The organism is Nitrospirae bacterium CG2_30_53_67 (assembly GCA_001873285.1).
In the GTDB taxonomy this organism is placed as follows: Bacteria; CG2-30-53-67; CG2-30-53-67; order CG2-30-53-67; family CG2-30-53-67; genus CG2-30-53-67.
Genome location: MNYV01000036.1, coordinates 1 through 15,015, shown reverse-complemented (window position 1 = coordinate 15,015; position 15,015 = coordinate 1). Strand labels below are relative to the sequence as shown.

10 protein-coding genes and 1 pseudogene are annotated in these 15,015 nt (G+C 49.8%); 5 read left to right on the top strand and 6 right to left on the bottom strand.

Annotated features, from left to right (window positions below; genetic code table 11):
* Nucleotides 1–357: pseudogene (locus AUK29_02135) on the top strand (SAM-dependent methyltransferase).
* 73 nt (nucleotides 358–430) lie between these two features.
* On the opposite strand, the gene AUK29_02130 reads toward AUK29_02135, so the two are convergent.
* Nucleotides 431–1,198: a hypothetical protein gene (locus AUK29_02130; protein ID OIP65782.1), complete on the bottom strand. Its 768-nt coding sequence runs from the start codon at nucleotides 1,196–1,198 to the stop codon at nucleotides 431–433.
* A gap of 410 nt (nucleotides 1,199–1,608) precedes the next feature.
* On the opposite strand from AUK29_02130, the gene AUK29_02125 reads away from it, so the two are divergent.
* Both AUK29_02125 and AUK29_02120 read left to right on the top strand, forming a co-directional pair.
* Entirely contained in the window at nucleotides 1,609–2,493 is an 885-nt protein-coding gene (locus tag AUK29_02125) for a UTP--glucose-1-phosphate uridylyltransferase (protein OIP65781.1), read from the top strand.
* Nucleotides 2,494–2,597: 104 nt separating this feature from the next.
* Nucleotides 2,598–5,027: an endopeptidase La gene (locus tag AUK29_02120; protein ID OIP65780.1), complete on the top strand. Its 2,430-nt coding sequence runs from the start codon at nucleotides 2,598–2,600 to the stop codon at nucleotides 5,025–5,027.
* Between the two features lie 60 nt (nucleotides 5,028–5,087).
* Here AUK29_02120 and AUK29_02115 read toward each other — a convergent pair whose 3' ends face one another.
* The 3 genes from AUK29_02115 to AUK29_02105 form a co-directional block, all read right to left on the bottom strand.
* Nucleotides 5,088–5,822 (bottom strand): hypothetical protein, encoded by a 735-nt coding sequence (locus AUK29_02115; protein OIP65779.1) that lies wholly within the window; start codon nucleotides 5,820–5,822, stop codon nucleotides 5,088–5,090.
* On the bottom strand, nucleotides 5,798–6,709 hold the full coding sequence (locus tag AUK29_02110; protein OIP65778.1) for a hypothetical protein: 912 nt from the start codon (nucleotides 6,707–6,709) through the stop codon (nucleotides 5,798–5,800). The genes AUK29_02115 and AUK29_02110 overlap by 25 nt, the downstream gene beginning before the upstream one ends.
* A 631-nt stretch (nucleotides 6,710–7,340) precedes the next feature.
* Nucleotides 7,341–9,497 (bottom strand): hypothetical protein, encoded by a 2,157-nt coding sequence (locus tag AUK29_02105; protein ID OIP65777.1) that lies wholly within the window; start codon nucleotides 9,495–9,497, stop codon nucleotides 7,341–7,343.
* Nucleotides 9,498–10,440: 943 nt separating this feature from the next.
* Here AUK29_02105 and AUK29_02100 point away from each other — a divergent pair.
* Nucleotides 10,441–11,772, top strand: coding sequence for a phosphopyruvate hydratase (locus tag AUK29_02100; GenBank protein ID OIP65776.1), 1,332 nt, complete (start codon nucleotides 10,441–10,443; stop codon nucleotides 11,770–11,772).
* A 59-nt stretch (nucleotides 11,773–11,831) separates the two neighbouring features.
* On the top strand, nucleotides 11,832–12,734 hold the full coding sequence (locus AUK29_02095; protein OIP65783.1) for a TIGR02757 family protein: 903 nt from the start codon (nucleotides 11,832–11,834) through the stop codon (nucleotides 12,732–12,734).
* Between the two features lie 73 nt (nucleotides 12,735–12,807).
* Here the strand turns inward: AUK29_02095 and AUK29_02090 are convergent, their stop codons facing one another.
* Both AUK29_02090 and AUK29_02085 read right to left on the bottom strand, forming a co-directional pair.
* A complete protein-coding gene (locus AUK29_02090) occupies nucleotides 12,808–13,404 on the bottom strand; it encodes a hypothetical protein (protein ID OIP65775.1) in 597 nt (198 codons plus the stop codon).
* A 133-nt stretch (nucleotides 13,405–13,537) separates the two neighbouring features.
* Complete coding sequence (locus tag AUK29_02085; GenBank protein ID OIP65774.1) at nucleotides 13,538–14,575, bottom strand: hypothetical protein; 1,038 nt, start codon at nucleotides 14,573–14,575, stop codon at nucleotides 13,538–13,540.
* Nucleotides 14,576–15,015 lie beyond the last annotated feature (440 nt).

The following is a 15,015-nucleotide window of genomic DNA, read 5'->3' as shown; positions in this document are numbered from 1 at the left end:
GAATATATTCTTGTGTTCTCAAAAGAGTCTTTCTCAAGGAAACGGGGAAAGAAAGAAAATACCATATCCAGAGAAGATTTTCTTGAATGGACAAAAAGCGTTTGGAACTTTCCGGCGGTCTCGGCCCGCAGTATCGGGCACCCGGCGCCCTTTCCGGAAGAACTGCCCCACCGTCTGATTCAGCTATATTCCTTCAAGGGAGACGTGGTCCTGGACCCGTTTTGCGGCAGCGGAACCGCCTGCCTTGCGGCCTTGAAGGATGCAAGGCATTATATAGGGTATGACATCGAACCCGAGTATGTGGCACTTTCCAATCAAAGAATAAAAATACATTCAAGTCAAAATAAATTGTTTTGATAAAATCAAGTGCAAATTGAGGTACACTTCTGATCATGCCGGCTTTGCAATGATCGAAATGATGACAAAGCCGTCAGATATAACCCATGAGTTTGTAGAGGACAAGGCCGATATACTCATGGATGGCGGCGTCGGTCCGCACGAGAGAGCCGGTTCCAGGCAGGAGAGAAAATGCGTCCAGGTTATTCTTGTGAGACCTGAAATCCACGGGCCAGGGGATCGGATCAAGGCCTGCTTTATGGAAACAGGCCATGGCTCTGGGCATATGAGAGGCCGAGGTGATCAGGACAAACCGTTCAATGCCGTTCCTGCTGAGGATCTTCCGGGTATTGACGGCGTTTTCAGTGGTATTTTTGGATGTAGCATCGACCATGATCCGCTCAATGGGAATGCCGAGCTGCGGTACAAGGTATCTGGACAGGAGGGCCGCCTCACTTGTCTCCTGATCGAGCAGGTTTCCGCTCCCTCCGCTGATGATCAGGAGACTATCCGGGAATCTCCTGGCCAGCAGGATCCCCTCGATGATCCGGTCCGAGCCCGCTTCCAGTTCGACGCTTCCCTGGCCTGAGAGCTTCAGGTCAGCCATGCCGGACAGGACCACAACGGCATCGGCCTTTTCGATCAGGGGACTCCTCGGGTATCTTGATTCCAGGGGGTCAATCAGCAAGGAGGAGAACCACTCCGTGGAGCTTATCCAGAGGAAGATAACCGCGGATACGCCGAGGACTCGGGCAGCCCTGGGACTTTTTCTAAGGAAAAAGAATGAAACGGCCAGGAGCAGGATCGAGAATCCGACCGGGTAAAGAAAACATGAGAAAATTTTGGACAGGGTAAAGAACATAGTACCGAATTTTATACCGTTGTTTGGTCTGGTTGTCAATCTGCCCCATTCGGGGGTGTGCGACAAATTTATGGGTAAATATTTCTCTAAGAGCGTCATTCCCCGACCCCTGATCGCAGTCGAGGGCAGGCTTGATCGGGGAATCCACCCTTCGACAGGCTCAGGGTGACAATTGTCATGGTGAGCTTGTCGAACCATGGATTGTCCGATCGGGGGACCGGACAATGACAAACATATGTAACCCTGATGTGTACCCATAAATTTGTCGCAGACCCTATCGGCAACTTTGCCTTGACTCCAAAGGACGAGTTCTATATAATTCTTTCAATTTTTTAATGTGAAAGCTGTGCATTCACTTCGTCTTGAAGCGAGAAGAACCGGCCGTATGCATCATCATAAAAGGGGTCTGAATGTATTCGAATAAGATAGTTCGCAAGGCGGTTTTCCCTGCCGCAGGACTTGGCACCCGGTTTCTTCCCGCCACCAAGGCCTCTCCCAAGGAGATGCTCCCCCTGGTGGACAAGCCCATGATCCAGTACGTGGTGGAGGAGGCGGTGAACTCCGGAATGGAGCATATCATCATGATTACGGGCCGGGGCAAACGGGCGATCGAAGACCACTTTGACAAAAACGTGGAATTGGAGTTTTATCTTGAGGCCACAGGAAAGACCCGTGCCCTTCGAGACATTGAACAGATTTCGAATCTGGTAAACTTTATCTATGTCCGTCAAAAAGAACCTCTGGGTCTCGGGCATGCGGTTTTGTGTGCCAAGGATATCGTAGGGGACGAACCTTTTGCCATTCTCCTGGGGGATGATATTATCGCTTCCGAAATACCTGCCCTCAAGCAGATGCTTCAGATATTCAATCGGTACCATTATTCGGTTTTGGCTCTTCAGGAGGTTTCCGAAGACCAGATTCACCTGTATGGTGTGATCCAGGGAAAACCCATGGGGCAAGGGATCTATGAGGTTAAGAGCATGGTCGAAAAACCCCGGAAAGAGGATGCGCCATCCCATCTCGCAATCATCGGACGCTACATCCTGACCCCAAGGGTCTTTGAATTCCTGGAAAGGCAGGAGAAAGGCGTCGGGGGCGAGATCCAGCTGACCAATGCCCTTCAGAGGCTGGCGGAGGTCGAGCCTGTTTACGGGTACATTGTTCAAGGGAAGCGCTATGATGCAGGAAGCAAGATCGGATTCCTTGAGGCCACCGTGGAATTCGGTCTTAAGAACCCCGAATTGGGGCCGATATTCAAGTCCTATCTCAAGGGACTGGATCTTGATGCATTTTAGACGGCAGGCTTGTTTTGAATGAATTTTATCTGGAATACGTTTTCCCCTCTGTTTGACCAAATGCGGCAGTCGTAGTCATCCCACATGGGAACTGGAGGAATGGAATGGCCGAAGAACAAAAGCAGGATGAACAGAGCAAGACACAAAAGGAAGAAGAGATTAAGATTCCCGAACAGATTCCGCTTCTGCCGGTCCGGGACGTGGTGGTCTTTCCCTACATGATCCTTCCTCTCTTTGTCGGCCGGGAGGTTTCAATCCGGGCCATTGACGAGGCCCTTGCACAGGATCGTCTGATTCTACTTTGTACTCAGAAGAAGATTGAGGAGGAAGACCCCACGGCAGAAGGGGTCAATTCCATAGGAACGGTGGCCACCATCATGCGGATGCTGAAGCTTCCCGACGGCAGGATCAAGATTTTGGTCCAGGGGCTTGCCAAGGCTAAGATCAAAGAGTTCATCTCGACCCGGCCGTTCTTCAAGGTTGCTATTGAAAAAATACCCGAGGAGGTCTCAACCCAGGTCACCGTGGAAGTGGAAGCCATGATGCGGAACGTGAAGGAACAGCTGGAGCATATGGTTTCCTTGGGAAAGATGATCCTTCCGGATATTCTGATCATTGCGGAAAACATCGAAGATCCCGGAAGGCTGGCGGACCTGATCACATCCAATATCGGGTTGAAGGTGGATCAGGCCCAGGAGATTCTGGAGCTTGGAAATCCCGTCAAGAGGCTTCAGAAGGTCAGTGAATATCTGAACAAGGAAATCGAACTCCTTTCGGTACAGCAGAAGATTCAGGCCGAAGCCAAAGGAGAAATGGACAAGATCCAGCGGGAGTATTTTCTTAGGGAACAGCTCAAGGCCATCCAGAAAGAGCTGGGGGAGGTGGATGAGCGGACCGAAGAGGTCAATGAACTGCGTGAGAAGATCCGGAAGGCGAAGATGCCGAAGAAGGTGGAGCAGGAGGCCGAGAAACAGGTTAAGAGGCTGGAGAAGATGCACCCCGACTCTGCTGAGGCGACCACCGTACGAACCTATCTGGAGTGGCTCATTGACATGCCTTGGCAAAAAAGCAGTAAGGATTCCCTGGATATCAAAAAGGCCAAAACCGTCCTGAATGAAGATCACTACGACCTGGAAAAGATTAAGGAGCGTATTCTGGAATATCTCAGTGTGCGAAAGCTTAAAAAGAAGATGAAAGGTCCGATCCTTTGTTTTGTCGGACCGCCCGGGGTGGGCAAAACCTCTCTCGGACGATCCATCGCTCGTGCACTGGGAAGGCAGTTTGTCCGGATTTCCCTGGGCGGGGTCCGGGACGAGGCTGAAATCCGCGGCCACCGAAGAACCTATGTGGGGGCGCTTCCGGGGCGGGTGATTCAGGGAATCAAGCAGGCCGGTTCCAACAACCCGGTGTTCATGATGGACGAGATCGACAAGCTTGGTTCGGATTTCCGGGGCGATCCCTCGTCTGCATTGCTTGAGGTCCTGGACCCGGAGCAGAATAATTCCTTTTCGGACCATTATCTGAATGTTCCCTTTGATCTTTCTAATGTCATGTTCATTACCACGGCCAATTTGTTGGATCCGGTTCCTTCGGCCTTGAGGGATAGGATGGAGGTGATCTATCTTTCCGGCTACACGCATGAAGAAAAGCTCATGATCGCCCACCGCTACCTGATTCCAAGACAGATGGAGGAGCATGGGATCAGCGAGAAACATTTGTCGATCTCGGATTCCGCGATTCTGAATATGATTACCTACTATACGCAGGAAGCCGGTCTTAGGAATCTGGAACGGGAGATTGCCAGCCTATGCCGGAAGATCGCAAAACATATAGCCGAGGGGAAAGAAAAAAAGTACCTGATTCATGCGAAGAACCTTCATAAGTTTCTGGGGGCTCCCAAATACCTTCCGGAGGTCGAAGTGGGGGAAGACCAGGTCGGTGTTGCCACAGGGCTTGCCTGGACCCAGAGCGGGGGGGAGATTATCTTTATCGAGGCGACCAAGATGAAGGGGAAAGGGAACCTGGTTCTCACCGGGCATCTGGGGGATGTGATGAAGGAATCGGCTCACGCGGCGATGAGTTTCATCCGGTCCAGGGCGCAGCTGCTGGGAATTAAAGAGAATATTTTTTCACAACATGATATCCACGTGCATATACCGGCCGGGGCCATTCCCAAGGATGGGCCCTCTGCGGGTATCACCATGGCTACCTGCCTTGCTTCCATCTTTACAGACCGGCCTATTAAAAAGAATCTGGCCATGACCGGAGAGGTGACCTTGCGCGGCCGGGTGCTTCCTATCGGGGGATTAAGGGAGAAGGCTCTGGCTGCCATGCGGGCGGGAATCCAGCAGGTGATTATTCCGAAAAAGAATGAAAAAGATCTTCTGGAGCTTCCTCCAAAGGTTAAGAAAAGTCTTGAATTCATGCCGGTGGCAGAGATGGATGAGGTCCTGGAGATCGCCCTGCTGCCCAGGAGAAAGAGTAAATCCCGAAAAGCCGGATCTTCAAGGAAAAAACCTGCGGCGAAGAAATAGATCCGTTCCTAAATTTATTCAGAAAAAACCGGGTAATCTTTTTTATAAGGAGCCGCATCCTTACCGGGCCCGGTTTTTGAAGGACGCATATCTCTTTTTTAGTTCTTCCGGATTTGCATGGATGAAATGTCCGATGAGGAAACGCAGGTGGGCGAGAGTTGTTCCAAGCACGCCGTAACGCTCCCATTTCCTCGGGGATGTGATGATCTGCTCGCTGAGCAAAACCACGCGCCCCTGTTTCTTCATGCGAAGGGAAAAATCCAGGTCTTCGAGCAGCACGTCCGAACGGAAGCCGTTTAGACGAATAAAAACTTCTTTCCGGACAAATATACCCTGATCTCCCAGCGGGGCGCCCAAAATGCGGGCACGGAGGTTGGCCAAACGGCTGATTGTTTCTATCATCCTGCGGTCTGAACGGATTTTCAGGTGAAATCCCCCTCCCGCCACCCGAGGGTCTTTCATGGACTGAGAGATGGATTGAAGGGCGTTCTCGGGAATTCGGGAGTCTGCATGGACAAAAAAGAGGATATCTCCTTTTGCCTTCCAGCCTCCAAGGTTCAGTTGTGCAGGTAACCCGCCTGAAACGAAGAGAACCCGGTCCGTATGTTTTCCGGCGAGATCAGGAGTCCCGTCGGTACTCCCCCCGTCAACGATCCAGTATTCGAACGGGTTCAATGATTGAACCTGCCGGATCATGGACAAGATTCTTTCCGCCTCGTTCAGCACGGGGACAATGATCGAGATATTCGGTTTGTCTTGCGGCTCGAAATTTATTTTTTCCAAAGACGGCCCCAATCGTATTCCTGCAGAAATTTTACGAAGACTCCCATTGGATGGGAAAGGCGTTTTCCTTTGTAGTGGATCAGCTTGAACTCCCGAACCATACGGAGATTCCGGATCGGTAATTCTTTGAGGGTTCCCAGGCGAAGCTCTTTCTGAATGGCCCATCGGGAGAGGATGGAGATTCCGAGTCCTGCTTCCACGGCGCCCTTGACGGCCTCGCTGCTCCCAAGCCACATCGTGGTCCGAAGCCTTTGGGCATGGATCCCGGCCTTTTTCAGGTGCGATTCAATCTCCTTGCGTGTTCCGGATCCTCTTTCCCTGGCGATGAACCTCTGGTCTTCCAGATCTTTCAGAACGATCTTCTTTTTTGGGGAAAGCGGGTGCTTGGGGGATGCGATCAGAACCAATTCATCCTCAATAATCTTTTCCTGATGGAGTTCCCGGTTTTTCACTTCTTCAGCCAGAATCCCGACATCCAGGTACCGGCTCAAGACCCCGTTTAAGATACGGTCTGAATTCCCTATTTCCAAAAGGGTCTCCACATCAGGATAACGAGCTTCGAAGTCTCCCAGAATTTGCGGAAGGATATACTCCCCCATGGTGGTGCTTGCGCCGACCACCATTCTCCCCTGGACGACCCCGCTGATCCGGCCTACGGCTCTTTCCGCATCCTCGTAGCAGGAGAGAATTTTCTTTGCTTCCTGAAAGAGGGTTTCTCCGGCCTCGGTTAAAGAGATCCTGTTCTTTTCGCGGTAGAACAGGGGAATTCCGAAATGGTCCTCGAGCTTTTTGATCTGAAAGGTTACGGCAGGTTGTGTGATGAAGAGTTCCTCGGCGGCTTCGGAGAAGCTTAATTTTTCAGCGGATTTTAAAAAGATGAGCAGCCTGAAATCAATCATGGATCCTGCCTATAAAAGATATTTCAAAATACCATAAAAAAATTCTATTGTGAACAGGAAATGAACTAATGAACTTGCTTTATTATTTAAATGATTATATGATTATAAAATCCCGGATAGGGATTTTATGCTGGAGGAGTTCAGGATTATGCCTTATTACGAATACCGCTGTGCTGATTGCGGAGAAGTTTTTGAGGTTTTACAAAAAATCGGCGCAGATAACCAGGGGTTGAGCTGTCCCGTATGCGGTGGGCTACCGTGCGAAAAACTGATGTCCGTCTCCGTTTTCCAGGGCGGAAGTGTCTGTAAAAGCGAAGCCGGCGGGGGGTGTCCATCTCAAGGGGGATTCTCTTGAGCACATTGAAAAAGACCTGCGGTCGCAGGAAACAGGCGCGATAGAAGGCGTCACATGAACGAAATATGGGTATGGGTCATCGCTGCGGTATGGATTGCTTTAGTGGGCGTTCTTTCCTTCAAGGGTGGAACGTGAATGGCGAACCGTTCCTCCCGGTCAGGGAGTTCCAAGGACTGCAAGGATCAAGATCCCCGTTGAAATTTTGTTTTGCTAAAGAGGCTCCATGAAACGGAGCACAAATCTCTTTTAGCCTCTCCGGTTCTCATCTGCCGAGGATTATTGGACGATCTTATTTAGCTGTTGCAGGACTTCAGGGTCATAGTGGACATTAGCCAAGGCGTTCATATTCTTCAGGGCTTCTTCCTTGCTGAAGGGGGGCCGAAATGAACGGTTCGATGTCATGGAGACGAAGGTGTCGGCCACGCTGAGGATGCGGGACGGCAGAGGGATTTGTTCCCCGACCAGGCCGTAAGGATAGCCTGATCCGTCAAGTTTCTCATGGAGTTTCAGAACCGTATTTTTCAACTCTTCTTCATTTGCAGAAAGCGCATCGAGAATCTTCCAGCTGAAAAAGGGGAGCCGGCGAACAATGGCGGTTTCCGTTTCACTCAATTTATCCGGTTTGTGAAAAATTTCGTCATGGATGGCGATCTTGCCGATATCGTGAAGCCGGGCGGAGAGGGTCAGCTTCTCGATCTCCTTCTGGCTGAAATTAAAACGGCGGGCAAGTTTTTCCGCATAAAGGGCCACTCTTTCCGAATGATCTCTGTTGTAAGGATCCTTTTCCTCCAGTATCCGGTTCAGGAACAATAAGGCTGTTTTTGAGAAACGGTGCTGTGTTTCCTCGAAACGGATCCCTTGCTTGAGGAAAAGAGTCAGGTGTTCACTCAGGGAAAGGATCCGTTCAAGGTCATGGTTCGTAAAGATTCCGTCTTCTGCTCTTTTATTTGAGAGATGCACCACGCCGATGGTCTTATCTTCAGAGACCAGCGGAACAGAAAGAAATGAATTGTTCCTGTAATCTTTGTAAAGGCTTTTGGGCACCTCTGAAATTTCCTCGATGTTTGCAGAGACAACGGGCTTTTTGAGGGCGGCAACCCATCCGGTGATGGTTCCCTGCAGGGGGACCCGGGTATTTTTGATCAAGTCGGTATATTTCCCGAAACCACAGGCGACTCTGAGGATAAAACAGTCAAGTTCCTCAGCAAATAAGAGTAAAGAGCCCTTTTCCGCCTGGAGGGTCTCCATGCAGATCTGAACCACCAATTCGAGGAGCAGATCCAGATTGAAAATGGAATGAATGGTCTGACTGATCCGGTCCAAGTCTTCGTGTTGGTCATGCCCGGGAGAGGATTGGATGGCGCTGTCCAGTTCCGTATAGAGGCACACTTGGTCGCCTCCCGCATCGATGGCCTTATGTAAAGCCTGCTCTGCAGCTTGGAGCAGGTGGATCTTCTCCTTGGCATCAAAAGGAAAAGTAACCAGTCCGGAACTGATGGTCATCCGTATGGTCTTTTCTCCCTTCTCATCCTGAATGAGATGCCGGCCGATGTTTTCTCTCAGACGATTTGCAAAGATTGTCCCGCCTTTGCGGTCTGTTTCCGTAAGGATCAATGCGAAACGATCCTCTCCATAGCGTGAAAAGGCATCAATTTGCCGGATCTGATTCATCATCAAGGAGCCGATTTCATTGAAGGCCTCCTCTCTTTTTAGGTGGCCGAATTTGCGGATGTATTCGGGAAGACGGTCCACTTCGATCAAAAGGAGAGACATGGGGGTCTTCCGGCGGTCTGCCCGTCCGATTTCCCGTTCCAACTGTTCGTGGAACTCCGAAATATGGGTTTGGCCGAAAGGCATGCCTGTAGATGAAAGGGTTCTGATCCGCTCCAGATTTTCGTAGTTTCTGAAAAGCGCTTCGGAGTGTATGATGAGAAGCCAGAGAAGTTTTGCATCCTCTCTTGAGAAAAAATTGGACTGTTGACTATAGAGTTGCAGCGTACCGATGATGTGATTGCTTTCATAAATTGGGACCGATATCATGGATTTGCTGTTGACTTCTTCCAATGCCCTTGTGACATTCGGGTGGCTGCTGAAGGGAATAAACAGAGTTTTCCCGTGACGTATACACCAATCCGCAAATATATTCCTCTCCATGCGCTTTTCCGGCGGATTTTCGGAAAATCCCCGGGTGATGTAGGGGGTGAGGACCTCAAGATCATTGTCCCAAAGGTAAAGAAGGGCCTTGTCGTAATGAATCATCTCGAGGACCAGATCGCAAAGCACATGCAGGGAGACCTTGAATTCCATGTTCAGGTTGGAAATTAAATTCGATTTGAGAAGGATATTGATTTCCCTGAACTTCTTTGAGGCAAACTCTTGATTGATGTCAGGAGAGACCTCAAGGATGTAGTTCTTTGCTATTTGATCGTCCATGTTGTATTGACTCGACTCAGACATGTTCCTTATCCATAACCCGCTTAGGATCTGTTATCGCCCTTTTCCAATGGCGGTGTTTCTAAAAAAAGGTTTCCTGTATGTAAACACTAATATTTTAAGCAAAAGCCATGCCAAATTTAGATTGAAAGCTTTCTCTTGTGACATTCGAACAGCATCCTGGCTTGCTAACCTTAGTAAAACAAGGGATTAGAAGTTTATTTTTTTTGAATCCATGCCTAAACGGGATGCCGCTGAAATGGAATATTTATTGCAAGTGTGTAAAAGTTTACAGAAAAAGGGAAAACTTTTTCTCTTATTGGGTGAAAATTTTCACACATCCTGACTCACGCCTCAACGGGTTCTGTTCCATGCCGGCGCCCATGGACATTCGTCGACGGCACCATCCGGCGGATCGATGACTCATGCAGAAATCAACCGGAAGTTTTAGGTAGAGACCTAAAATTTTATAAAGACTAACATTATAGTTTTCAGGTTGCAAATGATGTTTTATAGAAAATAAGAAAAAATGCAGGCAAAATATTTTAAAAAACGCTTTATTCTTATTTCTATTGTTGAACATTACTCTTTTCTGAATAAGGATAGAAAAGGATACAGCATGTTCCTCTGCAATGAAGGTTAGGATTCCACATAGAGCATTATAAATGAAAATGTTTCTTTTAGGGCTGCTTAAGCGCGCTCAATGAAAAAGACGTGACATGGATTAAGGTATATGATAAGAATGCTGTCGTTTAAACCTAAGTGGCCTTATTCGTAAATACGGTGGCATTCGAGTGCCGTAGGGCGGTCGAGTCAAAGTTCCGCTCCTTGCGGTGTACCAGAGAGGTACGCACTGAGTCGCGCGCCTTGATGAAACCGCTCTACGACCCTCTCGGTACGTCACCATATTTACGAACAAGACCACTAAGTAAAGGAGGATCATATGACAGGAATCGTGTCTGTACAGGGACGGGAAATCCTGGATTCACGCGGGAATCCTACGGTTGAGGTGGATGTCATCCTTGAATGCGGCGCTATGGGGCGGGCTGCCGTCCCTTCCGGCGCTTCTACAGGTGAACACGAAGCCGTTGAATTAAGAGACCAGGATCCGAAGCGGTATTTTGGCAAGGGGGTGCAAAAGGCCGTTCATCATGTCAATCAGGTGATCGGTCCCAAGATCATGGGAATGGACGCCTTGGCGCAGGAAGAGATTGACAGGAAGATGATCCGTCTGGACGGCACACCCAACAAGGGGAAATTAGGGGCCAATGCGATTCTGGGCTGTTCCATGGCTGCGGCCAGGGCGTCGGCTGAAGCCTTGGGTATCCCGCTTTACAGATATTTGGGCGGGGTGCAGGCCAACACCTTGCCTGTCCCGATGATGAATATCTTAAATGGAGGGTCTCATGCGGACACCAACGTAGACCTTCAGGAGTTTTTGATTATGCCTGTAGGCGCTGAACGATTTTCTGAGGCTCTGCGGATGGGCGCAGAGGTGTTCCATGCCTTGAAGTCCGTATTGAAAAAGAAAGGATATAGCACCTCTGTGGGTGATGAAGGAGGGTTTGCGCCCAATCTTCGATCTAATGAGGAAGCGGTGGAACTCATCCTTGAAGCCATTCACAAGGGCGGCTACAAGCCCGGGAAGGATATTGCTCTGGCCCTGGACGCTGCGGCCAGTGAGTTCTTTGAGCAAGGGAGGTATGTCTTCAGAAAATCAGACGGGTCCAGGATGCATCCTGCTGAGATGGCCGAATACTATGAAAATTGGGTCAGGCAATACCCGCTTATTTCCATCGAAGACGGGATGGCTGAAGACGACTGGGAGGGCTGGAGGATCCTTACAGAGAAACTGGGAGACCGGATTCAACTGATCGGTGATGATCTTTTTGTGACCAGCACCCAAAGACTGAGGATGGGGATTGAGCGTAAAGCTGCGAATTCCATTCTGATCAAGGTGAACCAGATCGGTACACTGACCGAAACCTTCGATGCGATTGATATGGCGAGAAAAGCGGGATATACAGCCGTGGTTTCCCATCGGTCGGGTGAAACAGAGGATACGACCATCGCGGACCTGGTGGTGGCGGCAGGGACCGGCCAGATCAAGACCGGATCAATCAGCCGGAGCGAGAGGGTGGCAAAGTATAATCAGCTTCTCAGAATCGAGGAAGCCTTGGGCCAGTCCGCAAGATTTCCAGGAAGAGAGGTCCTCTATCATTTGAAAAAGCCCGCCGTTCCTTCAAAAGCCAAGGGAAAAGGAAAGAGGTCTTGATCCCAGCCCGACGGGCGGATGTGTTTGGTACGAGGATGTGGTTTTTCTCAAGGTTTTCCATGATGCAGGTTCTGGATCTCAAAGAAACCCTGGACCGTCTTTATCATACCTATGATATCCACCATATTTCCTCCGATCCTCTTGTATTGGTTCATGGTTTCAAACGGCCCGAAGACCAGGAAGTGGCCGGTCTGATTGCCGCCGTATTTGCTTATGGCAGGGTCGGTCAGATCCAGAAGACGGTTCGGACGATTCTCGACCGCATGGATGGTTCGCCTTGTGCCTTTATCCGAGGGTTCGATCCAAGGAAGGACGCTGAACGTTTCCATGGGATCGTCCACAGGTTTAACGATGAGACCGACATCCTCTGCCTGATCCTCGGTATTAAAAAAGCGCTGAAGAAATACGGCAGCATCAAGAATCTGTTTCTAAAAGGATATGACTCAGGGCATGAGGATATCGGGGAAGCCCTTTCCGCCTTTGTGGAGCGCTTCCTGAATATGGACTATTCGCCGATTTTGGGAAAAAAGGCGCTCCCCAAGGATGCAGGCGTAAGGTTTTTATTCCCTTCTCCGAAGAACCGGAGCGCCTGCAAAAGGCTGAACATGTATTTAAGATGGATGGTCCGGAGGGATGACGGGCTGGACCTGGGATTATGGAGAGAGGTTTCTCCGTCCAAGCTGGTCATTCCGCTCGATACACACCTTTTCCGGATTTCTGCAAGGATCGGCCTGACTCGAAGGCGTTCACCGGATTGGGAAACAGCCAGGGAGGTGACCCGGAACCTTAGAATCCTGGACCCTTCCGATCCTGTCAAGTACGATTTCGCCTTGGCCCGCCTGGGGATACTCAAACAGTGTACGAAAAAAAGGGATCTCAAACAATGTGAGGTCTGCCCGCTATACAGGATATGCAGTTACGAACGATGCGGGCTAAAGGATCCTGTTCGTAAACAGGGGTGACGGACGAGAGAGGGCCTGCCTGTGCCGGCACGGCAGACAGGGCACGAAAGACAGGTCTTAGGGGGCGGTTTCATCATCGACGAATAGGGGCGCTCAAGGGCCCATAGGCCTGGATCAATTTCTCGGGCTCGATGCCGGCCACACGGGCATAGGATTTCAGATACCCTTTGACGTAAATCGGCGAAGGGAGTCTGCTGAAATCTCTGTTTTCCAGGGCATGGAGAATGGGGATCCTGATTTTCGTGATCATCGAGACCTTCTCTATGGTGATTCCGATGGACTCTCGAAGCCTTCTGAGGGAGACCTGGCCGGTTTCTTCAATAAAATCCTCCATTCGGATTTGTTCGATCCTTTTGCCCGGCGTTTCGGTTGAGCCTTGCCCTCCTGGTACGGATCCCTCTGCGGCGGCATGGTGCCATCTGCCGATCCGGTTGAAGATCTTCTTGTCGTACTGGATTCTTTTTTGATCGTCCATGAGGATTTCATAGGCCTTCCGGATACGATTCAACATCTCTTCCCGCTCATGCGGAGAGATAAAATTGTACGAGACAATCGAGTCTTTATCAAAGAGGGTGCAGTAGGATTGATAAGCCTCCTGTATGATGTTTTTTGGGGTTTCTTCCGTGATTTCTAAAAGTTCGTAATAATTGCATGCCTCCAGGTCTTTCATTCTGTGTATCTCCACCAAAACAAGGGATTAATCTTTGCCGGGCCTTTGTTCTTCAAAGTCGAACAGCCATATAAGCGTTGATTCTCAGCCCCGGCATGCCTCTTTCTCGGATGCTTAGTGATCGGGTTCGTGTTCATAGGTAGAAACGGATGCCAAGCGGCAGGTCCTTTTGTGGGGTTTTCATGGGGGCTCCCTTGACCGAAGAGGATGAGTTCTTTTCTTTCTTTTTCCAGTCGAAGAGGGAAATTTCCCTCTGCATGGGGAACGAAAGGCGATTCATACCCAGAATCCTCTTGGCCATCAGCCGGATGGCATGGGAGGCCTTGGCATGCGGGTGTTCCAAAAGAAGAGGTTGAATCTTCTTGACCGACATGGGTATTTTTTCATCATAGTAGATCTGTCCCAGGTAGTCCATCTGAATCCCCATGCATTTGTGGATCATGGTTTTATACGAGTCCCCGATCCGGGTTTCGCTGTGTTCTCGGAGCTTGTTCATCACCAAGCCGAACTTGAAACCCTCTATTTCCCTCTCGATCTTTTCGGCGGTCTCTTTTTCAAAAGATCGGATCAGGCGCAGCAGATCTCTGAAGGTGCGGGCGGTATCGAGATTTCTGGGGTCCTTGATCCGGTTCTTGAGGTTCTCTATGGGAAATTGCTTCAGGAGAATCTTCAGATGCCGCATGATGAAACACTTGATGAAGAGGGAGACGTTCTCTATGGAGGTCGGTTCCGGAGTGGTGACCACAATCCCATAATCGGAGCTTAAAAAGAAGTCAAGGATGTTCAAGGAAGTGCCGGCGCCGAGGTCCAGGATGATGTAATCCGCTTTCAGCTTCTTGAATTGATGAATCAGCCGGGCCTTCTGGGCATAGGGAAGGTTCGTGATTTCAAGAGGATCATTGGACCCGTTAATGAGTTTCAAGTTTTCCATTGGGGTCGGTATGAGGACCTTTTCGATCAAATCAACTTTTTTTTGCAGGAAGTCGCCGAGCGTGGTTTTGGGGGATCGTATCCCGAGGCAGGTATGGAGATTCGCACCGCCCAGGTCCAGATCGATCACCATGACCTGCTGTCTCATTTCAGCGAGGGCGATTCCGAGGTTGGCGGCCAGGAGGCTCTTTCCTGTTCCGCCTTTTCCTCCGCCTACGGCGATCACACACTGTTTCAACATACTTGGCCATTCCGGCGAAGCGGTCATAAAAATCCCTTCAGCTCTTTATTTTGTGGCGGGCGGTACTGATTTTTTCTTTATTTATATGAAGTTCACATCTTTGTCAAGGAGTTTTCTCCACCCGGCTTCGAAAATACCGCGAGGTTATTCCCTAAATCAGCGATAGAAAATCATTAAGAACAAAAAACCCTCTTGGTTTATAGGTTTCTGGTGAGTATAATACTCACCTGTAAGGTGAAACCGCCAACCAAAAGGGGTGATGAGATGATACAACAAACCGTGTTTCCTTTCAAGTTAGAATCGACATCCGAGGCTTTAACGGCCCATGGGGGATTATCCCTGCTCTCCGAGTTCAATGAGGGTCTTGGCCTGAATGCCCTTGTGGAGTCCCAATTGCCGCAGCCCGGCAGCAATCGGGGATATTCTCCGTCGGTTTATGT